13 protein-coding genes are annotated in these 21,670 nt (G+C 42.5%); all 13 read right to left on the minus strand.

Going from position 1 to position 21,670, the window contains the following annotated elements:
• Positions 1 to 21: 21 nt before the first annotated feature.
• A complete protein-coding gene (locus tag AC1DYT_RS20940) occupies positions 22 to 843 on the minus strand; it encodes a carbohydrate binding domain-containing protein (protein WP_477471471.1) in 822 nt (273 codons plus the stop codon).
• A 133-nt stretch (positions 844 to 976) separates the two neighbouring features.
• Positions 977 to 2,332, minus strand: a complete 1,356-nt coding sequence (locus AC1DYT_RS20945; protein ID WP_477471472.1) for a glycoside hydrolase family 43 protein — start codon at positions 2,330 to 2,332, stop codon at positions 977 to 979.
• Between the two features lie 402 nt (positions 2,333 to 2,734).
• A complete protein-coding gene (locus AC1DYT_RS20950; RefSeq protein WP_477471473.1) occupies positions 2,735 to 4,000 on the minus strand; it encodes a glycoside hydrolase family 27 protein in 1,266 nt (421 codons plus the stop codon).
• A 418-nt stretch (positions 4,001 to 4,418) separates the two neighbouring features.
• The gene (locus AC1DYT_RS20955) at positions 4,419 to 4,649 is read right to left on the minus strand and encodes a hypothetical protein (protein WP_477471474.1); all 231 of its coding nucleotides are present in this window, start codon (positions 4,647 to 4,649) and stop codon (positions 4,419 to 4,421) included.
• A 209-nt stretch (positions 4,650 to 4,858) separates the two neighbouring features.
• Positions 4,859 to 6,520 (minus strand): alpha-L-fucosidase, encoded by a 1,662-nt coding sequence (locus AC1DYT_RS20960; RefSeq protein ID WP_477471475.1) that lies wholly within the window; start codon positions 6,518 to 6,520, stop codon positions 4,859 to 4,861.
• A gap of 115 nt (positions 6,521 to 6,635) precedes the next feature.
• A complete protein-coding gene (locus AC1DYT_RS20965) occupies positions 6,636 to 8,198 on the minus strand; it encodes a glycoside hydrolase family 43 protein (protein WP_477471476.1) in 1,563 nt (520 codons plus the stop codon).
• 61 nt (positions 8,199 to 8,259) lie between these two features.
• Positions 8,260 to 10,071: a family 43 glycosylhydrolase gene (locus AC1DYT_RS20970; protein WP_477471477.1), complete on the minus strand. Its 1,812-nt coding sequence runs from the start codon at positions 10,069 to 10,071 to the stop codon at positions 8,260 to 8,262.
• 132 nt (positions 10,072 to 10,203) lie between these two features.
• Complete coding sequence (locus AC1DYT_RS20975) at positions 10,204 to 11,682, minus strand: cellulase family glycosylhydrolase (RefSeq protein WP_477471478.1); 1,479 nt, start codon at positions 11,680 to 11,682, stop codon at positions 10,204 to 10,206.
• Between the two features lie 662 nt (positions 11,683 to 12,344).
• Positions 12,345 to 12,896: a hypothetical protein gene (locus AC1DYT_RS20980; protein WP_477461199.1), complete on the minus strand. Its 552-nt coding sequence runs from the start codon at positions 12,894 to 12,896 to the stop codon at positions 12,345 to 12,347.
• A gap of 343 nt (positions 12,897 to 13,239) precedes the next feature.
• The gene (locus AC1DYT_RS20985; RefSeq protein ID WP_477461198.1) at positions 13,240 to 14,697 is read right to left on the minus strand and encodes a cellulase family glycosylhydrolase; all 1,458 of its coding nucleotides are present in this window, start codon (positions 14,695 to 14,697) and stop codon (positions 13,240 to 13,242) included.
• A gap of 305 nt (positions 14,698 to 15,002) precedes the next feature.
• Positions 15,003 to 16,544: a glycan-binding surface protein gene (locus tag AC1DYT_RS20990; protein ID WP_477471479.1), complete on the minus strand. Its 1,542-nt coding sequence runs from the start codon at positions 16,542 to 16,544 to the stop codon at positions 15,003 to 15,005.
• A 25-nt stretch (positions 16,545 to 16,569) separates the two neighbouring features.
• Positions 16,570 to 18,162, minus strand: coding sequence for a RagB/SusD family nutrient uptake outer membrane protein (locus AC1DYT_RS20995; RefSeq protein ID WP_477471480.1), 1,593 nt, complete (start codon positions 18,160 to 18,162; stop codon positions 16,570 to 16,572).
• A gap of 25 nt (positions 18,163 to 18,187) precedes the next feature.
• A complete protein-coding gene (locus AC1DYT_RS21000) occupies positions 18,188 to 21,367 on the minus strand; it encodes a SusC/RagA family TonB-linked outer membrane protein (protein WP_477471481.1) in 3,180 nt (1,059 codons plus the stop codon).
• Positions 21,368 to 21,670: the final 303 nt, after the last annotated feature.

A 21,670-nucleotide genomic window follows, 5' to 3' on the forward strand; every position in this document is an offset into this window, starting at 1 on the left:
TCATATCAGCCAATAACTTCATTAAATCGCCAATAACTTCATTAAATCTACCCGGTTCCCATTCGGACGGTTATGGTAAGTCGGCGGGAATAATGACACGAGGTTAAAATAATAAACCCCGGTACGGTTTGTCGAAATAACAAAACGGGCATCAGTTGTTGGTTTAACGGCAGCGCCGGTTGTTAATTTAAGCTCGTATTTTTTCCAAAAGGCGCTTTTTACCAAATTAATAGTCCCCGAAGCATACACCGTTTTACCGTCATTGCTTTCTATGCTTACGGTTATGGGCCCGGCAGTGTTATTCGCAATTACAGGAAGAGGGGTTGTAGGCTTGGGGTCCCAGGGGCTAAGAGGGAGTGGCCCGCTTGCTGCGCCCTTCATATAAAAAGAAGCGTTATATGTTGTATTCGGCAAAACAGGTATGCCCCAATAACCTTCATTGGCAATGCCGGCCCGGCCGCCGCCGGTATCAACCAATAGCCTTAAACAAGTAGTTAACGCGCCATTAATTGCGTGGTGCCGCTGATCGACGGGTACATTGTTGGGGTTTGGGGCAACTAATTGAATTGTGGCCTTCGCGCCGCCCTCGTTGATCACGCTCCACGCTTCCGGCGTATTTGGGTTGTCTTTAAATATCCTGTTTCTGATCAGCTCTGCATACAAACCCCCATCGTACGAATGGTTGATCTCTTCGGTCATCAGCCCATACAGTTGCGGGCTTACGTTTGCGCCGGGCTTGGTTAAATCAAGCGTAAGCTTAGGGTTTTGCGCTTTCAAGCTTGTTGCAGTGAACAGGAACAGGCACAGGCACAAACCTGAAATGGGTATTAGTTTTTTCATCATCAAAATCGATATTATTTATTGTTTTTTTAAACTTATTTATAAGGCCGACGGGGCATTCCCGTTGAAATTTCCCTCGGGTACAAATCTTACGCGAACGACTACATTAAGTAAATTCTTGAGCCCTTATTTATTTCTAATTGAATTTCCACCAGTTGAAATTAAACAAATGCCCCGGGCCACCTTTAAACACAAAGTACACATCGTGAATACCCTTTGCTTTGTTAACCGCAACGGATTGCGTTCCCCATATTTCCAAACCGCCTGTGTTTTTTACGGATAAAGTGCCCAGTAAGAAACCGTCAGGCTCGTCAATGCGTATCTCTATTATACCCCCATCTGTATTTGTTGCCACATTTGCATAGAATGACTTTGGGCCGCTTTTAAAATCGACGCTTCGTATTTTAATATAATCATCACTATCTATATCTGTTACGTATATTCCATTATTACCTTTTGCGGTACTAACACCCAATTCCCAGGCTATTGTTTCTGCCTCCTGACGAACAAAAGGATCCAGGTTTCTTACTGCTTTGATCACGCCTTCGGTAGTAGGGGTGATCATAGGAATTGTACCATCAGGTTGATAAGTAAATTGATCAATACAAACCGACCTTGTAAAGCCCCCTCCGCCCGGTAAAGCTTCGTTATGATAAAAAAAGTATGATTTACCATGGTAATCTATCATCCCGGGGTGGTTTGTAAATGCGCCGCGTTTCTTGATAATGCGCATAAGTGTATCCCGGTACACCCACGGACCAGTTGGCCCCGTACTGGTAGAATAAGCTATATGTTCCGGCACACCGCCGGCAGGATATACCATATAGTACATTTTTTTTCGTTTATAAAACCAGGGGCCTTCCTCGTATTGGGTAAAACGGTTGGGATTTCCGGTACGTTTCCCAAACCCTTGCTCTGTAAGCGGCACTGTTTGTATCTCTCCCGAATAAGAGATCATATCCTGATTTAATTTCACATAAAACAACTGTGGGTTTCCCCAATACAGATAAGCCTGGCCATCGGTATCAATAAATACCGTAGGGTCAATATCGCCACGACCAGTATAAGCTAAGGGGTGGCCAATGGCATCAATAAATGGCCCTTCGGCTGTTGTACCAACGGCTACCCCAATAGCCATACCTTTGCCGTCGGCCCGGGTCATTGGCACATACCAGTAAAATTTACCATTACGAAAAATACACTGCCCGGCCCAGGCATCTTTACTTGCCCATGAGAATGTTTTTACCGATAACGGCGCGCCCCTATCGGTCCAATTCACCATATCTATGGTTGAAAATAAGTGCCAATCATTCATAACGAACGTTGTAGATTTATTCTCGTCGTGGCCTGTATACAAAAACACGGTGTCGTGGTACACCATGGGTGCCGGATCGGCTGTAAACCTGGTTTGGATAATTGGGTTTTGCGCTTTCAAGCTTGTTGCCGTAAACAGGAACAGGCACAAACTTGAAATGGGTAATATTTTTTTCATCGTTAAAGTCAATATTATTTATTGTTTTTTTTTCACTTATTTATAAGGCCAACGGGGCATTTCCATTATTCGGAATGCGCTCAAACATTGGCATACTTTTTTTTAAAAAATTTATTTAGCAATATTTGAATTGGTATCAGGTTTATTAATGGAGTGGCAAAACTAAAGAAGAGATAATTTAATGCTGAGGGATAAAAGTTAGAAAATAGGGTACTAAATGTTAATTTGTCAAAAAAACATGTAATTGTTTTGTGTGAATAGCCTGCCTATTTGAAAGAAATTGATAAAATGGTACCGGAAATAAGTGTTTATCATTTTAAAAATTGTGACTACGGCGACTCGCGCACTTAACACGCTCATTTATAGTTTTTTGTTTGAGCGTGTATTACCACCAAGATCATCTTAATTAAGCAACGATAGTTTTAACAAAGCGGCCCCGTGTGTATTGATCCTTTTTTTATATCCGTCTTTAAAGGTACCTACATCTTGTTTTTCCCAAAGGTCCCGAACGGCTACCTTTCCTGTCAGGCCAAGTTGGGCAAAGTTTACATCCACATCCTGCGGCTGGGCCGCCAGGTTGAATAAAGCGACATAAATATCCTTACTGTTGGGTACGTGCGAATACCAAACCATTGCATCATTAGTTTTGTATAACTGGCGCGGATCGGTTCCATGTTGGTTAACGGCTATCACCTCATCGTTTGTAAACAGTTTCAATTCCTGTTCCCTGTTTTCGGGCAGGTTGCCGCCCAAAATTAACGGGGAGCGGAAGATGGTCCAAAATGTCATGTGCGAATACTCCTCGTCTATTGTAAATTTGCTATAACGCTCGGGACCTACAGGGCCCCGTTTTGACAACTTGCCTATCTGTAACATATCACAATCGGGCCAATGGCCGGGCCCGCCAATGCCTTCCCATTGTTTGCCATAATTAAACATTTCCAATACGGCGGGCCACTCGTCCCAAAAGTCATTGGCCACCCGCCACATATTGGCATTGTGTTTTAGGTTATCAGCTTTAAAAACAGGCGTAGCCCCCGGTGATGTGCTGAACACGATGGCCCTGCCGCAACTATCAATTGCCTCGTGGTAGCCCTCAAGCTCCGCAGTGCGATAAGGAGCCGATAAGTCATCAACTTTAATAAAATCAACGTCCCAAGCGGCATATAACTTCAATATTGAATTCAGGTATTCCTGCGCACCGGGTTTAGCCATATTCAGGCCAAACATGTGGTTGTTCCAGGCGCATTTTGAATTAGTATCGGCTATCATATCAGCAGTTATGCCATTAGTGCCCATTACGGGTGATTTTGCCCATACTGCCTGGCGTGGGATGCCACGCATTACATGAATACCAAATTTCAACCCCAGCGAATGGACATATTTAGCCAATGGCTTAAACCCCTTACCGCCAAATGCCGACGGAAACTTAATTGTATCAGGGGTTAAACGCCCCCATTTGTCCATTGCCAGCCAGGGGCTATAGGAGCCATCTTTAAGTCTTTTTTGAAACGGGTCGCCACTTCGGCTATCATAGGACCATAAAAAATCCACCACTATATATTGCCAGCCATGCGCCTTCAGGTTTTGCGCAACGTAATCAGCATTTGCTTTTACCTCATCCTCATGAACCGTCATACCGTAACAATTGTAACTGTTCCATCCCATCGGGGGGGTTAGCGCAACACTCCTGTTTTGTGCCTTTACAGATGTACAAAAACTAAATACTATTAAAAAAGTCGAAATTTTCAAAGTTGTGGTCATCTATCGGAGATTTATATTGTAAATAATACGTAACTGGTTGCGTCGAACGACTTATTAGTGTTTGTGATAACTGGTTTTACGCTTAAATCAGCAATTTCTTGCCTACTGCATCTTGTTAATGTCAGGATGCCTAATAAATAATTTAGAGTTTTTTTCATAAAGATGGTTAGGTGGCGACACATAATTTGCCGCAGATTAATAATTGGTTGTAACTGCCCTCCCTTGTAGGGATGAGCCTAACATTAGTTTCATTTTCAATAAGAATAAACAGGTCTGGTGAGTTTATTACACTCGCCGAATTACTAACCACTTTTAATTTGCGCTATTCTGAAAGGTACCTCAACCCATAATGCTCTAAACATTTTTGAGTGAAGCTCTTAATAAGTACCAGGCCCTCGTTAAATATTTTTTTCGATTCAGGCGATATGATAGGGTTACTGAAGAAGGCAGGGTGCTCCTTCAGCAAAATACCGATCGTTTCAAAATTCTCTATCAAAGCCTTAATTTCACTTTCATCTAATTCCGGCTCTTTTGAAATAATTTGATCTTTCATATTCCTATTTTTTAATACTATTTAGAGCTAATTGAATATATCAGTTTGAACTTGCGGAAACATGCTGGTATCACTAATCAACTCCTATTAGCGACACCTGCAGTTTTAGTGTAATTATCCTGGATAATTTAACGATCGTTGGATCAGCGTTTACTTGTATCCTGCTTTAATGGCATTTGGAACACCCTGTTCAAGCACCTTACCAAACTTTACGAAAAAATCTTTATCACATTTGCATAATTTAAATCATCAGAAGTTCTTCCCGATAAAGAAACGGTCAGTCCATTTTCATTTCTTTCAAATGGTAGAGACTGCTTAGTCGGTAACCATTCAATTTTTTTAATTTCTTTTGGAAAGTGTGCACTGTTCTTTGCAAGTGTTTTTATAACAAGTTTTCCATCCTGAGGCCAACCCATCGCTGTGGCGTAAAGCACATCGTCCTTAGTAACAAAGCGGAAATCTTCATAAGTAAATGGTTTCGCTTGCCCTTCATTAAAACCAGGGCCGCTTAGTTGCGTAGATGTTTGTTGCGCACCGCCTTCACCAAATATTTTCCACGGTCTTGTACCGTAAATACTTTCACTGTTTAATTTCATCCACACACCTATTTCTTCAACGATCTTCCTTTCTTTTTCGTCGATGCTGCCATCACCACGAACAGGAATGTTTAGCATCAAGTTTCCATTCTTACTCACAATATCAACCAAAGTCTGAATCACCGTTTTTGAAGTTTTATACCTGTTGTCGTTGTATACGCTCCTATTGTAATGCCAATCGCCAATACAGGTATCGGTTTGCCAGGGCAATGGTTGAATTTCGTTTGCCTGCCCCCTCTCAATATCCCATACCATTGCTTTGCGTTGGTTCTCATTCAACATTTTTCCATTAAGAACAGCACGAAGTTCTCCATGCTCTTTAATGCTCTTGTTGTACAAGTGAGCTGCGATTTTCAAGCCTACATCACTGACAGGCCATAAGGGCAATTGCGAATCATCGAAATAGACTACATCAGGATTGTATTTGTTTATAAGGTCAATTGTACGGTTGTAAAATTTTTCAATGTAGGCCGTGCTTAGCGGGGATACGCCATTTCCCCAGCCCCACTGCCCGTGAATGGAATTATCATCCAGGCTGTCTTTACTTAAAGGATGATTTTGTGCATAGAGTTCCTGCGGATCCAATCCTTCCCACCATTTTCCTTTTCCGTCTGCCTTGATAAGTTTTCCATCATAAGGAATGCCCGCATAGGTACCGGTTTTATCTGAACGTTGTGCAGCTTCAAACCAGCGCCATGCATGCGATGCATGAATACTCACACCAAAAGGAAGACTATTATTTTTTGCAGCTTTTGCCCAACCCCCAATCAAATCTTTTCTCGGGCCTATCTTAGTTGCGTTCCAATGCTTTTGATATTTACTATCGTACAAATCAAAATTGTCATGATGATTGGCCATCGCCATGAAATACTGTGCACCCGCATTTTTATACAAGCTCACTAATTCTTCGGGATCCCATTTCTCCGCCTTCCATTCATTGATCACATCTTTGAATCCAAATTTTGACGGATGGCCGTATTTCTCCAAATGAATTTTGTATTGCCCGGATCCTTCCTGGTACATTCCTCTTGCATTCCAGTCGCCGGATTCAGGCTGGCATTGTGGTCCCCAATGTGCCCACATTCCAAACTTTGCATTACGATACCATTCAGGTGTTTTATAATTCTCCAACGATTCCCATATGGGTTTAAATGGGCCATCAGCGATGGGTTCACTTAAATATTGTTCACCCCCCAAATTATTACCCATAGCCCGGGATAACCATAATGAAGGCAATGTTGCAGCCATTCCTTTTATTAATGTTCTACGTTCCATTGATATTTAAATTTTACAAGTTTTTTAATTAATACATCTCCATCCCCTATATAAACTGAGAAGGCGTTTAGTTATGCTCTTCAAACATCAACCTGTCAGGCGCTAAATCTTATCATTAAATCGTGCCCGTAATATGAAAGAAATCAAAATCTACATATCCGCCAGTATTCTTTGTTGCATAATTAAACAAGGCAAAACGATACCCCATAAAATGCGGGATGTCGTACGTCATTTTCAATATATTTCCAATAGGATTCCACACTTTTCCATCTATGCTGTACGAGAATTTAGCTTCATCTTTTTTATTGGTAAAATCACAATCAATTTTTAAGTAAACGTAGTTTTGTGTCAAGGGAACTTGCTGTACTTCTATAGGTTTACCTGAACTGGCATTTACCATTACTATTAATTTTTGACCATTTTCGAACTTTATTCCAACCTGTCCGAATTTTTTTTGAAAGGCACTTAATCCAGCGAAATCACCTTCCTTCATTTTGGAAACATCCAACAAAGTTGAACCCGTGCATACTGGGCCGATAGTACGTTGCGTAAGTGTATTTCTTGCCTGTACAAATGAGGTGTCAATTCGGGCTGTTTTTAATCGGAGATATCCCTTTCTTTCTTGTATTGACCAAAGTTTGTTATCCGGATTATGATTCCATTGCCATACTAAAGGGAGTGCTGCCTGTCCTTTTTGTCGTTTGAATTCATCAGAAGCAACCAAATTCGGAATCAAACCTATACTGGCTGGCAGGTCTAATGTATCCGGGGCTCTACCGTTTTCTCCTAATATGGGCCAACCGTTTTCCCACTTTACAGGAACCAGATAGGGAATTCGGCCGACAGAACCAAAATCGCGGAAAAGATAAGAGAACCAGCGTCCATCGTAAGTTTCTATCAATCCTCCCTGAGCAATTCCTCTATCCTGTAAGCCAACTTTTCCTTCCCAGGGACCATTGATATTATCTGCCCTATGTATAACTACAGTTCGGTTTTTACCGCGTGGGGCGCAAATATTAAATAGATAATATTTTCCGTTTATTTTATATAATTGAGATCCTTCAGCTGCAAGGCCCATGTCGTTTCCTGCTGGTGCGTGGGCGTTTTCGATGAGAACCCTCTCCGGAACGCCTGGTTTAACTCCCGTTAGATCCTCATTTAATTCAACAATTTTAAGCCTGTCCGCACCATAAATTAAATAGGCTTTGCCATCATCATCAAAAAACAGAGAATGATCATGATACGCTGGTTTAAAGGAAATTCTTTCCCATTTTCCTTTTTCTATATCTTTCGTTTTAAAAATATAAGTTACACCTGTGGTATATGCAAAAGTGGTTACATAATACATCCCTTTATAGAAGCGCAGACTGCTGGCCCACGAACCCTTGCTGTATGCATTTTTACCTTCGGTCAAATTTAGCTCCGGCATATCGGCCAAAGTATCATAGGCATAGTTGATGATTTTCCAATTGACAAGATCTGTAGATTTCATAATGGGCACACCCGGGCTCATGTGCATTGTTGTACTGCTCATATAATAATTTTTACCAACCCTGATCATAGACATATCTGGCACATCGGCAAAAATTAATGGATTGGTTGCTTGTTGTGCATGAACATTATTTGAGCCAAACAGGCAACTTAAAAGCGCAACACCGGATAAAAAAAATTTGATCATTAGTGGAAAAGAATTGGTGGATGATTTATTGAACCTGTTTCACATCTGAATGCAACCGGACTTAATAAAATTTCCATTCATCAAACAAAAAACCCTCTCCATGAAATACAAAATAGATATTTCCCACTCCTTTAGGTACGTTCAGTTCTATTTGCTTTGAGAGCATGGTCCAGTCCTTCGCATCACACCTCAGGGAAACAAGAGCCGGGCCTTTAAGATTATTTACATAAACATCAATTGTACCTGTTCCTTTCACCCGGGCTTCGAATTTGGCAGGGACCTGTTTGCTAAAATCGGCTCCCCGCACCATGAGACATTGTTTATCTATTTGCCCTTTGGCAACCATATTACCCACATTACCAACAGTATCGAACTGGACGCGCCCCGAAGTGCCTGCAGTGGTTTCTGCTTGCTGAAGAACGAATGGATTTAATAGGTTAAGTTGTGACGGGCCTTTAAAAGTTGCGTTGACCATGGGGAAAGTCACATCATTTGATTCATCCACCTGCATTGGCTCGATACCCACATTACGAAAACCACCCGTGGTGCCAAAATAATCTTGTAGATACATGGCATGGTAAGCAAGATAATATTTCCCTTTAAACTTGAATACGTGACTGTGATTGTTTGTCAACGGGCCTATTTTATCACCCACGTTTTCGCCAGGATTCCTAAAGTAATTATCGCGGTACTTCCAACTATCCTTATCTAAGGGTGTTTTACTCGTCATGTAAGATATGTTGCATGCGGTTGGTTTAGCAATATTGGTATAAGGCCATTCCGTGCGTTCGTCCCAATTCGTACAATAGCTATACACCCAGGTCCCATTGATAAAGTTAAGGTCACTGGCCTCATTAAAATAAGGAGCAGGTATCTTAGAAACGTTGCCGGCCAAACTGATCATATCTGCTCCTAATTTGACGATTCGGGCATTATCCGGCATATATTTCGTTTTAGGCGTTCCGGCTCCAAAACTCAGCCAGCCTGTGCCCTGGTCGTCAATCAAAACTCCGGGATCGAATGGAGCATCGACATCCACACCGGGGACAGAGCGGTCCACTATGTTCTTTCCTAATGGGTCTTTCCAGGGGCCAACGGGAGAGGTGGAAGTAAGCACGGCTGAGCCACCACCGCTATTGGAGTAATACAAATAGAAGTGCGTTTTACCATCTGCTTCCAGCCTGGATGTAATGGAAGGTGCCCATGACGCAGAAGTCCATGGCGCCAGCTTTGCTGTATTTATGAGGCCGTGATAAGTCCAGTTGACCATATCATCGGAAGACATCATGACCAATGTACGGATATGTTCGTAACTATTTTTTCCATCCTTTCCTACCTTCTCAAACTGTTGATGATCATTCGTGGCATACACATAAATCCTTCCGTTGTATTCTATAGCTGTCGGGTCGGCCGTAAACATAAAATCTAATAAAGGATTCGCATTATTGGTGAGAAGTTTCGGCGAAACTTTTGCCCATTTTACTTCCAGATCTTCATTAATTGGCTGCGTAACTTGAATTCGCCTGGCATTACCATTCGAAGCTGTGATAGTCACTATCGCCTCGCGAATAGCCCCGGTGTTGTTAGCGTTCGCGGTTAATTTAAGCGTAGCATTTCCCGGGCCTCCCGATGACTGATTTATCGTTAACCATGGAAGTGAGGTGTTGGCTGTCGCCGTCCACTTAACATTGCTGGTGATAGAAACATCGGAACTACTTCCTTCGGGTTCAAAAACAACTTGCGCAGAAGAAACAGTGAATTGAAGTTGAGGCTCAACCTGTTTCTTCTTACATGAAAAAGCAAGCAATGTGAAAAAGAGTTGTAAGCCTAAAAATATACCAAGACCCTTTCTCATATTTATTAATTTGTTCATTTTTGTTAGTTTGATTTATTTTTTCACGATCAATACCGATCATGTACGTCAAGGCAAATTTGGTATTTAGCTCACGGGAAGGCGGCACTGTGTGATCTGTTCACAGTAACGCTATTCCAGAAAACATTAATTTTACTTATATCCTTCCTTAAGGGCATTATACATGCGCTGGTCTATTATCACATTATTAGCCCTGTCTAACATATTTCCTACCTCCCACCAGAATGGCAGCATACCATTCGCTTTAGCCGTTTTGGTCGTAAAAGTTGCCCAGTAGTCCACAGACCTGTTGTTCATCAACGTATCCTTAGGCATAGGCTTGTTAGGGTCAGTCCTCCTCGGGGCTGCATATTCACCCAGCACCACAGGGATACCTTTATCAACAAAATTCACTTTCATCTTTTGGTATTCAGCTGTGATCGCAGCCTCATCTCCATTTCCAGGGGTGTTGTTGCGGTCTGGCTCAATAGTAGAAACATTCCCAGCCCCCCAGTAGTAAACCATTTTGCCCCAGCTTACATCTCCATCCGTTAGTAACGTAAATCCAGCAGGGTTGTAGTCGTGCACCTCGAGCATCAACTTGTTAGGTACCGGGTCGTGAGGCATAGTAGTCATCAAAGTAGCAGTTATAGAAATATTAGTGTGAGGCCCCTGCACAACCAGCACCCGGTAGGCGTTTCTGCCCCCGGTAGAGCGAACGGCATTGATGAATGTTTCGTGATAACCATTGAGTATGGCCATCTGCGCGACATTATCAGCCTTAGGTTCATTCGCGCTGGCAAATAGAACGTGCTCATCAAAATCACGCAGGGTTGTAGCTATCTGTTCCCATAGTGCTTTTTGCTTCGCATTAACAGAATCTTTCTTAGCATCGGTAATATTATTTTCCAGCCAGCCGTTGTCCCAGTGAATATTCACTATCACATACATATCATTATTCACGCACCACCCAACTACTTCTTTAACCCGCGCAAGCCATGCCGGGTCAATTGTTGCCTTTTTCCGGTCGCTTAGATGATTCCAATTCCATGAACAAGGAAGTCGTATCGCACTGAAACCTTTTGATTTCAAAAATTTTATATATGGTTCGGTAATTTTATTACCATTCTGCCAATCAGCTTCGCCTGGGGGCTCCATGGTATTGCCAATATTTGTTCCCATTCCCGTTCCCATTTTTGCAGCCAGTTGCGCGGCAGTACTGGTCACTCCAGTCATGTCTGGCGCTATAGGCGAGGTGTTATAACCTGGGTATATGGTGGGAGCCTGGGTAACCGTCACCCTTCTGGCCTGCCCGTTGGAAGCGCTCAGGTATAAAACAGCGGAGCGGGTTGCCCCTGTAGCATTGTCTGACAAGGTTGTTACTTGAATAACAGTGCTGCCGCTGTTACCTGATGTTGCGCTTAATTGCAACCACGAATAAGCGGGATTGCTGATGGTCCAATCGCTACTACAGGTAAAAGATAAATCTTCTGTTCCGCCTTCGGGCGTAAATGCTATAGCAGACTGGGTAACCGTTAGTTCCGGGGTAGGAGTTTTAGCCTTTTTGCATGCTATTAGTGCAATAATCGCAGTAAGAAATACTACGGATCTAAAAACATATATTTTGTTCATTTTCCTCTATAATTGAAATTTTTATAAATAATCGCCGCACTAAAAACATCTTATAATATTTTTTATAACCTGCCGGTATCACGAACAAATTCTTATTCGTGACACCGGCAGTTTTTTTAGTGTAATTGTCCAGGATAATTTGAGGATTGTTGAATCACGTTTATTTGCCTCTGGCTAACATTAATTTTACTTATATCCTGCAATAATGGCATTTACCATCCGCTGGTCCGTTACCACATTATTGGCTCTGTCAAAACCATTACTTACCTCCCACCAGAATGGTAAAATACCATTCGCTCTCATAGTTTTGGTCGAATAAATTAGCCAGTAATCCACAAACCTATTGTGCGCCGCCATATCCAAGGAAGTACCACTTTGCATTCGGGAGTCCGTCTAAAAGTTTCATATTCACCCAGTATCACAGGGATACCTTTATCAACAAACTTCTGTTTAATCTTTTTGGAATTCAGAATCGATCACATCATCTTCTCCAAAAGCGGCGTTGCAGTCTGGCTCAATAGTAATGCGTCTGGCCTGCATATAAAAAATTCAATGATTTATTTTTAACCAACTTAAATGATTGAAGAAGTAATTTGATTTTACTCCTTCAATCTAAACCTTAATTGAATTGTCACATGATTGGTTCGATTCAGTCGCCAGGCTTACTGCTTTCCGGTAATAATAATATTATCAAACATTATAGCATTAGAAGTTTCAGTATTAGGATTCAATCTGAGGCTTATTGTTTTATAATTTCCTGAAGGCAAAGCAACCGATTTTGCATCTTTATTCCACCCTGCACCACTGGCAACTGTAGGTAGAGTTACCCAAGAAGCACCGCCATCAATACTTGCTTCAATTTTTGGTTTTACAGCATCTCCTCCTTCTTCAACAGCAAATTCATAAGACAGGTTTAAATTTGTAAAACCAGCCACATTGATATTAGGTATGGTAACAGGAGCACCTTTGAATTCTATTTTCAATACAAATCCGTCACCCCACCCTTGACGCAAATTTATATTGGCATCGCCAGCGGTTTTTAAATTTACTCCGCCATTCCATGTTCCTGCCTTTGTAGTTGGTGCAAATGTATACGTATAGCGATCACTAACGGCGGCAACATTTGATTCAAAATTTTCGGAATACACAGTTTGCTGTGCTTTGGCAAACATCCCTGTTGTTAGAGCCAAAAATAATAGAGCGATTTTTTTCATTTTACTTGAGTTTTAAATATTAATAATTGTTGATTAAAAGTTGTTGATTATTTGTTTGAAAAAATTGGTATAAATAGTTTTAGGTATATTCCTTTTAGTGCTTATTGATGCATTATTTTCATACTTCTCCATTCGGTTCACAGTACCGTTACCCTGGGAAAGCCTTAGTTCAATATTATTTTTATAAATAATCGCCGCACTAAAAACATCTTATAATATTTTTTATAACCTGCCGATATCACGAACGAACTCTTATTCGTGACACCTGCAGTTTTTTAGTGTAATTGTCCTGGATTATTTGAGGATTGTTGAATCCGTTTATTTGCCCCCACAAACCTTACTTTTACTTATATCCGGCAATAAGGGCATCAAACATAGGCTGGTCCTTTACCACATTATTACTTCTGTCTAAGAGAAACCCTACCTCCCACCAGAATGGCATAAGACCATTCGCTTTAGCCGTTTTGGTCGCAAAAGTTGTCCAGTAATCCACAGATTTGTTGTGCATAGCCATATCCTTAGGAAGATAATTGGCGTTGGTGACGTCGGCAGTCCTCCTCCAGGCTGCATATTCACCCAGTATCACAGGGATACCTTTGTCAATAAAATTCTGTTTCACCGCCTGGAATTCAGTAGTGATCGCATTCTCTTCTCCATAGGTGGCGTTGCGGTCCGGCTCAATAGTAGAATGATTCCCAGCGCCCCAATAGTAAAGCATTTTGCCCCAGCTTGCATCTCCATCCGCCAGAATGGTAAATGCATAGGGCGTGTAGTCATGCACCTCGAGCATCAACTTGTTAGGTACCGGGTCGTGAGGAAGTGTAGTCATCAAAGTAGTAGTTAAAGTAGGATCAGTGTGAGGCCCCTGCACCACCAGCACCCGGTAACTGTTCTTGCCTCCGGTAGAGCGAACTGCCTTGATGAATGTTTCGTGGTAACCATTAAGTATGGCCATCTGCGCGGCATTATCGGCCGGAGGTTCATTCAAGCCGGCAAAAATAAGGTGCTCATCAAAATCACGCATGGTTGTAGCAATCTGCTCCCAAAGTGCCTTTTGCATCGCATTAACAGAATCTTGCTTAATTGCATTGGCATTGGCACTATCGTGAGAATTCAGTATCACATACATATCATTAGCCACACACCATCCAACCACTTCTTTCACCCGCGCAAGCCATGCAGGGTCAATTGTTGCCTTTTTTCGATCGCTTAAATGAGTCCAAGCCCAGTTACAGGGAAGCCGTACAAAATTGAAACCTAATTGTTTTACATATTTCACATACGATAGGGTCAATTTACTATTCTGCCAATCACCTTCGTTTGGGGATTCCATGGTATTGCCAAAATTTATTCCCATTTGAAATTTTGCAGCCAGTTGCACGGCAGTACTCGTCACTCCAGTCATGTCTGGCGCTATTGGCGAGGTGTTATAACTTGGGTATATGGTGGGGGCTTGGGTAACCGTCACCCTTCTGGCCTGCCCGTTTGATGAACTTATGTTTAAAATGGCCGACTGGCTTGCCCCGGTTCCATTTGGCGACGTCACCGTCACATGAATAACGGTACTCCCGCTCTTGCCGGCAGTTGCGCTTAATTGCAGCCATGAAAAAGCGGGGTTGCTTACGCTCCAGTCGGCATTACTGGTAACGTTTATGTCTTGGCTTCCTCCTTCGGGCGCAAAAGAAATCGTCGACACGCTAACCGTGAGGGCCGGTGCCGGAGTTTTCGCCTTTGTGCAGGCGAAAAGCGCAATGATCGCAGTAAATAATACTACGGATTTAAAAAAATAGTTTTTTTTCATTTTGTTCTATCATTTGATTAGAAATTGTATACAAATCCCCCGCACTAAAAAATATCAGCATTGATATCTTTTTGTCGCCCGCTATGATAGAGGCTCAATTGTACGTTGATCTTTTACTGTTAATTCGTTCTTCTAAATTCTTCTCCGTTATGGCGCGAATCCAAAATGGTAAAATAGAGGTTGTCATATCGGGATCCTCCTAAACTCTCTTGCCTATTTCCTCGTTTCGCTTTCCTATCCTTTTTAACAAATATTTTTCTAGACAAAAAGCCCCCACAGCGATATGCTGCCGTGGGGGCTTTAGCTTATTTAATTTTTACAATACGGATATTATCGAATGCAGCATAAAAGCCAGTTGTTGTAGTTGCTGCGCCATAATTATGCCTATATAGGTAAGCGCCGGTTTTTCCTGATGAGCCCACCAAATCGGTGATATTAGTTAAGGGAGCTCCCATACCCTCGCCCAATGCATTACTTGCACGAAACGACGACAACGGGATAGTTATAGTAACCCACCCCTTTGTTTTGTACGCTTTTCCGGTTTTCCATGGTTCCCATCTGTATATATAGCCGCCTACATCTGTTTTAATATCCAGTGCACCACCATTCCAGTCTGTCGGTACACTTATTTCCATTTTCAAGGCCCAGTTGTCCGGGGCATCAGTAAGGTTGGCTGCTGGTACCCATTGATTACTTGTTAAATTAATACCACCATTAGAAGAGCCGCCACTCAAAACACCGGTATTCACAAAAATAAACATAGTATGGTTTGTGCCCATTACGCCATTAAAGGCAGTTGTTTCGGTAAACCAGCCGTATCGGTTATTGATGTTAGCATCAATACCACCTATACCGTCCCCCCAGCCAGAAGCATTACCACCATAATCCGCATAAAGAACACCAGAACCATCCATATTTTCTATAACACCGTTTTTTAGATATGTTGGAGTATAAACATTGTAAGGAGTAGTACCAGTGCCGTACGTTGTGGTAATGGATACCGGTCCGCTTTGCGATAGCGCAGGCGCAACAAAACCAACTGACTTTGTATCATTTGATGTTGTAAAAGTAGTAACTGCGGTACCCGCAAAGGTTAGCGATTGAATGTCCTTAAAATAAGTGCCATAAATATAAACCGAATCGCCAGGGCTGGGATTTTCGTTGGAAATCCAGGAAGTAACTGGTGTGGCTTTTATTGTATCCCGGGCAATACCAGATCTGGTAGTAACTGTTACGAGCTTGTTGGATGTTGTTGCCGGCATCAAAAAGCCAAGGGAATCCCCATGAAGGCTCGAGTTAAATTTGGGGATATCGGTGCCCCCATATACCAGGTGTTGAACCAATACTAAATTTGCACCAAAAAGATAAACCGAATCGCCCGGGTTGGCAAATACATTGGAGATGGCCCAAATAACAGGCGCAGGAGGACCTAATTTAAAAGAAAATTTTGTGGTACCTGCTGACGTGGTATACTCTATAGTATAGAGTTTAGTAGAATCAACTTTTGAATACACAATGTCAGGTATTTGCACCACTGCGCTGGTGGGTGCAAACAAAGTAGGGTTAAAGCTGGCAGGAACTCCATTAAATGTGATTTGAGTTGCCTTTTGCAAATTCTGCCCGATTATAACCACATATCGTCCTGTTCGTCCAGACCAACTGGTATCAGTTGCGGGATTACCGGTACTCATAAGCGTATCTTTAGGAGATACATTATACATCCTTATGCTTGTAATGGAAGGCGGGGCGCTGTTTGTTGTTGCTTCTTTTTTACAAGCGGGCAGTAAGGCCACTATTACTAATAGCAGTGGCAAAAAAAACAGGCGGGTATTTAAAATCTTTTTCATAATAATATATTTTAACTATGTTAAATTAATAATATGGTACAGGTGGTTGAGCCAATTTAGGATCAGCTGTCATCTCCGATGCCGGAATTGGCAATGTAAACGAACTGATGGTTGCCGGCAACGCAGGTGCTACTGAGTTTGTATCCACTTTGGCTGTCCGCGTTGGATAGTCGTATGAAAACTTCGCCCGTTTTTGGTTGTTAAGGTTATTAACGGCTGCCTGCGGGTTGTAATAAGAATACCGCACCAGGTCTATCCAGTATTGCCCTTCAAAAGCAAGTTCAACTCTCCGCTCTTTCAATATGGTATTAAAGGTTAGCGACACAACAGGGTCTGCACCCGCTCTTGTTCTAACCAAATTAAAGTACCTCAGCGCATCGCCATTTGAGGTTGAGGCATCATTTCCCAAAATAGCTTCGGCATAGATCAGGTACACATCAGCCAGCCTTAAAATAGCATTGTGTTCCGGAGATGACCAGATTTCCATAGTAGGCGCGTTATTATCTTTCTCATTGCCAACAATGTGCTTTTTCATAGCCACACCGTCTGCTGTATACCCGCCGCCCGCTGCATTCAGCTCAGGATAATGTACACCGGTGAGAAACATACTCGCTTTGAGCCTGATCGAATCCTTATCAGAATAAAGCTGATATAGCTCGTAATTGGGTGATAAAGCTACCCATGCGCCATTCTTTTGAGGGTTGATCTCATTGCTCGGCGAAAAGGTTACAAATGTATTGCCATTGCCGTAACCGACGCCGGCCGCCCACTGAAGCGCGAATAATGATTCGGGGCTATCATTAAATTGCGTTTTGAAAAGATTATAATAACCCATATGGTTCGGGTCATCCTGTCCAAGCAACTGTAAATTACTGTTTTTACACACGTTGCCTGCATATAATTTAGCGCTATCCAACAATGCCTGGTCGCGCATACCACCACTTTTGTCGACACCGGACATGGTTAAGTAAACTTTGGCCAGCATTCCTTGTGCCGACCAGGTGGTAACACGCCCGGTTTGATCGGTTTTTGGAAGATTTTGCGCTGCATATGTAAGATCGGCGGCAATAAATTTATACACGTCAGAAACAAGATTACGGTTAAGTAAAGGGTCTGTTAACAGTTTGGCGTTGTCTTCAATAATGGGTACCGCGCCCCAGTAAACAGCCAAATGATAATAGGCAACTGCGCGGATAAACCTGACTTCGGCTATGGCAGCATTCTTATCAGCTGTTGAGACATCGGGGCCGGCGTTTTTTATAGCACTGATAACGGTATTACATTGAGCTACAACGTTGTACAAACCAGTCCATGCGCTTGATATAATAGGGTTTTGGGCAGTAATAGTACGGGTATAAAGCTGAACGATATCACCATTCCACGGGAAGGTAGCGTTGCCGCTTAATATATCGCCCAATTGTAGGGCACTATTATTAAATTGCCACCAGTGCGCACCGCCATACAGGCTTGCCGTAGCCAGCCGCACGTCGGCGGGGCTTTGGTAAAAATTATTAGAGCTGATCTGTGAGTTGGATGGGCGATCTAAAAAGCTCTTTTTGCACGCGGTAAATGCTACCGCCAATAGCGCGAAAACGAATATTTTGTTAATTGGTTTCATAATATCTATTTTGTTGGTGATTGCCTTATTTGCTGAAAGTTATGTTAGCGCCAAGCGTAAATACCCTTGGCTGCGGATAATAACCGTAATCCCAACCCGCCTGAAGCGGATTCCATGACCCGATCTCAGGATCCATTCCGGAATATTTTGTTATGAGAAAAGCATTGGTTACTGTAGCGTATATCCGGAAGTTGCTCACGTGTATTTTTGACAAAAGGTTTTCGGGCAGCCGGTAACCCAGCGTGATGTTTTTACACCGCAGGAACGAACCGTCTTCGATAAACAGGCTGTTAGAACGGTTATTATCGTTGGTATTGTCGTTTCTTAAGCCCACAACGGTTGTGCCGGGGTTGGTAACATGCACGTTATCAATGTCTGACGCGGAACCGGCCGGGTCGATCAGTTCTACCCTCGCGTAATTCAACACCTTTTTAAAATAGGCTGTATTATTTTGCGAATTGGTTTGTCTTATTGATTGTTCATTAAATACTTTGTTGCCATAACTGCCACTCAGGAAGAAATTCAGGTCAAAGTTTTTGTAGGTGAACGAGTTGTTGATCCCGAACTGGAACTTAGGAATAGGAGAGCCTAAAAAGGTCTGGTCTTTGGTGTCGATAATGCCATCGCCGTTCAAGTCTTTAAACATACGGTCGCCGTACCAGATACCACCACCTGAAGGCGAGATCGGATAAGTTTTACCGGCCTGGTCAGCAGGCAAGGCATGCGTTTTAAAATCGTTAGCGGTTGCGAAAATCCCGTCAAATACATAGCCATAAAAATCGCCTATAGATCTGCCTACTACGGTTTTTTCAACCACCTGGTTTATGGTGTAGGATGTTTGGGTTAAGCTGGCATCAGCACCACCCGGGCCCAGATCCAGCACGGTATTAACATTTCGCGATACAGTAAGATCGCTTTTCCAGGTAAAATTTTTAGTACTAACGTTGGTACCGCTAACCCTGAAGTCAAAGCCTCTGTTACGTACCTTACCAATATTGATAAATGGTGCCTGCATAGATCCCGGGGAGTATCCGGACGTAGTGCCGCTATATAAAGGCAGCGGAACTTTTAACAATAGTCCGCTTGTTTCACGGTCATAAACATCCAGTGAAAAACTTAACCGCCCGTTAAAAAATGCACCGTCAAGCCCGGCATTGTAATAGTCTGTTTTTTCCCATGTTACATCTTTATTCAACAAATTGCTTTGCCACTGCGCTATACCCGATAAACCATTAGCTACTGTTTGCAACTGGGTTACAAAGGTATTGCCCGGGATGCCCTGGTTATTGGTAACCCCGTAACCAATCCTTAATTTCAATTCAGTTACAGCTTTAACATTTTTCAGGAATGCCTCGTTATTGATCTTCCAGGCGAATGCGCCTGAGTAAGTGTTTACCCAGCGATTGGTACGGAAGAAATTTGATGAACCATCGGCCCGTATATTGCCGGTAAGCAGGTATTTATCATCCCATGATACATTGATACGGCCGAAATAAGATTCCTGCGCGCCGCCTGAACCGTAGTCGCCGCCATTTCTGGCGGTAGTAGCATCACCCGAATTAATGGCCTGTACGTTATTGGAAGGGAAATTTGACCGCGAGGCGTATACATTTTGAAAAGACCCAACCTGCGATTCATGCCCCGCCAATACATTGACATAATACTTGCCGAACTTGTGATTATACGTTAAAAAATTGCGGATTACCGTATAAAAATTTTGACCCATTGATGTTGAGGCATTATTAGTATTGTTAACGGTTTTGCCGAAGGTATAAGTGGGGTAAAAATTATCTTCGGTGTTAAAATCGAAATTACCCGACACTTCGTTCCTTAAGGACAGATCTCTGGTAAATTGTATTTCGGCGTATAGGTTGCCGAATACCTGGTTTCTTTTTCTAAGGTTTTTTATGATCTCGGCCATAGCCACAGGGTTAGGAGTAGAGGACACCCAACCATTTGTGTTAGTAATACCCCCCCATGAGCCATCAAGGTTTTTCACCGGGATATCGGGTGTAAGGTATAGCGCCGAACCAATAACGCCCGAAGCTGTTGAATTTTGATTTTCGTTAAGGTGGACCAACTGAAGGCTGGTTCCAACCTTAAGCCAGTTAGTAGTTTTGTTATCCAGATTTAACCGCACCGAGGTTCTTGCAAAAGAAGATCCAATGGCTATACCTTCCTGGTCAAAATAAGAGGCCGACAGTAAATACTGCGTTCTATCATCGCCGCCGCTTACGGTAAGGTTATGGTTGTTCATCGGCGCTCTGCGGAATAATTCCGCCTGCCAATCGGTACCGGTACCTAAGTACTCTGGATTGACAAATTCTGGCCTTACATCAAAGCCCCATACTTGCCCTCTTGCATTAATGAAACCCGCATGTTCCTTCAGGTTCATTGTGGGAAGCCTTTTCGCTATCGCCTGATATCCTGAATAGAAATCATAGGTTATTTGCGGTGCCCCCTTCTTTCCTCTTTTTGTGGTAATAACAATTACACCATTGGTTGCCTGCGAACCGTATATGGCCGTTGCCGATGCATCTTTCAATACGTCTATTGATGCTATTTCGTTGGGGTTGATGGAGCTTAACGGATTGCCGCCTTTACCAGGGTCACCTACCGGCGGGATAATAATACCATCAATCACGTACAAAGGCGAGTTGGTGCCGCTTATTGACGACACACCACGTATCTGGATAGACACACCACCACCGGGTTGGCCCGATACTTGCTGGACCACAACGCCGGCAACCTTGCCCTGCAAAGCCTGGTCAAAAGTAGTGGGTTGGGTTTTACGGAGCTCGTCGCCTGATACTGAACTTATCGAACCCGTAACATCTTTTCTTTTTGTGCGGGCGTAACCTGTTACAACCACTTCATTTAAATTACTGGAGGTAGGTCTTAGCTTAACATTTATCGCACTTGCAAGTTTAACACTAACTTCCTGGGTTGAATACCCTAAAAAGCTAAAAACGAGTATGTTTCCGGGTGCAGCGGTTATTGAATAGCTACCATCTACACCGGTTACAGATCCGATAGTTGTTCCTTTAAGCCTAACGTTTACTCCCGCCATGGGCTCGCCATTGTCAGCACTTGTTACTTTCCCGGTGATACTTAAGGTTTGTGCATGGGCCGAAATAAAAAGGAACACGCCCATAATAATTAATGAAATTCGGTATTTCACTCTCTTTTGTAAATTTATATCCATCTTATAAAAGGATTTTAAGGTTTTTTAATTGGTTCATTGTTGGTTGGTTTAACTTGGATCTTATTCTCTATTCATAATTTATTATCAGTTTATTGTATGATTATTAAATGAACCATTGAAAAACAGGTCCGCGAAAACTGCCGCATAATTTTTCATTTTTACCCCAGCAATTGATCGCCAAAAGCACGCAGGCAGAAACCAATACGTTGGAGTATGCAGCATTTTCAGCGTAATAAATTTTATTTAGTCCGGTTTATTTGTTTATAATTTGATGAATATGGAAAGTGACAGCGAACAGTTTGT

The sequence above is a fragment of the Mucilaginibacter sp. P1_D10 genome, assembly GCF_056406215.1.

Bases quoted from the DNA above. Each gene is read 5' to 3' on its own strand.
- AC1DYT_RS20975 (WP_477471478.1), bottom strand. From the start codon at position 11,682: ATGAACAAAATATATGTTTTTAGATCCGTAGTATTTCTTACTGCGATT.
- AC1DYT_RS20990 (WP_477471479.1), bottom strand. From the start codon at position 16,544: ATGAAAAAGATTTTAAATACCCGCCTGTTTTTTTTGCCACTGCTATTA.
- AC1DYT_RS20945 (WP_477471472.1), bottom strand. From the start codon at position 2,332: ATGAAAAAAATATTACCCATTTCAAGTTTGTGCCTGTTCCTGTTTACG.
- AC1DYT_RS20995 (WP_477471480.1), bottom strand. From the start codon at position 18,162: ATGAAACCAATTAACAAAATATTCGTTTTCGCGCTATTGGCGGTAGCA.
- AC1DYT_RS20940 (WP_477471471.1), bottom strand. From the start codon at position 843: ATGATGAAAAAACTAATACCCATTTCAGGTTTGTGCCTGTGCCTGTTC.
- AC1DYT_RS20965 (WP_477471476.1), bottom strand. From the start codon at position 8,198: ATGATCAAATTTTTTTTATCCGGTGTTGCGCTTTTAAGTTGCCTGTTT.
- AC1DYT_RS20960 (WP_477471475.1), bottom strand. From the start codon at position 6,520: ATGGAACGTAGAACATTAATAAAAGGAATGGCTGCAACATTGCCTTCA.
- AC1DYT_RS20950 (WP_477471473.1), bottom strand. From the start codon at position 4,000: ATGGGATGGAACAGTTACAATTGTTACGGTATGACGGTTCATGAGGAT.
- AC1DYT_RS20980 (WP_477461199.1), bottom strand. From the start codon at position 12,896: ATGAAAAAAATCGCTCTATTATTTTTGGCTCTAACAACAGGGATGTTT.
- AC1DYT_RS20970 (WP_477471477.1), bottom strand. From the start codon at position 10,071: ATGAACAAATTAATAAATATGAGAAAGGGTCTTGGTATATTTTTAGGC.
- AC1DYT_RS20955 (WP_477471474.1), bottom strand. From the start codon at position 4,649: ATGAAAGATCAAATTATTTCAAAAGAGCCGGAATTAGATGAAAGTGAA.
- AC1DYT_RS21000 (WP_477471481.1), bottom strand. From the start codon at position 21,367: ATGGATATAAATTTACAAAAGAGAGTGAAATACCGAATTTCATTAATT.
- AC1DYT_RS20985 (WP_477461198.1), bottom strand. From the start codon at position 14,697: ATGAAAAAAAACTATTTTTTTAAATCCGTAGTATTATTTACTGCGATC.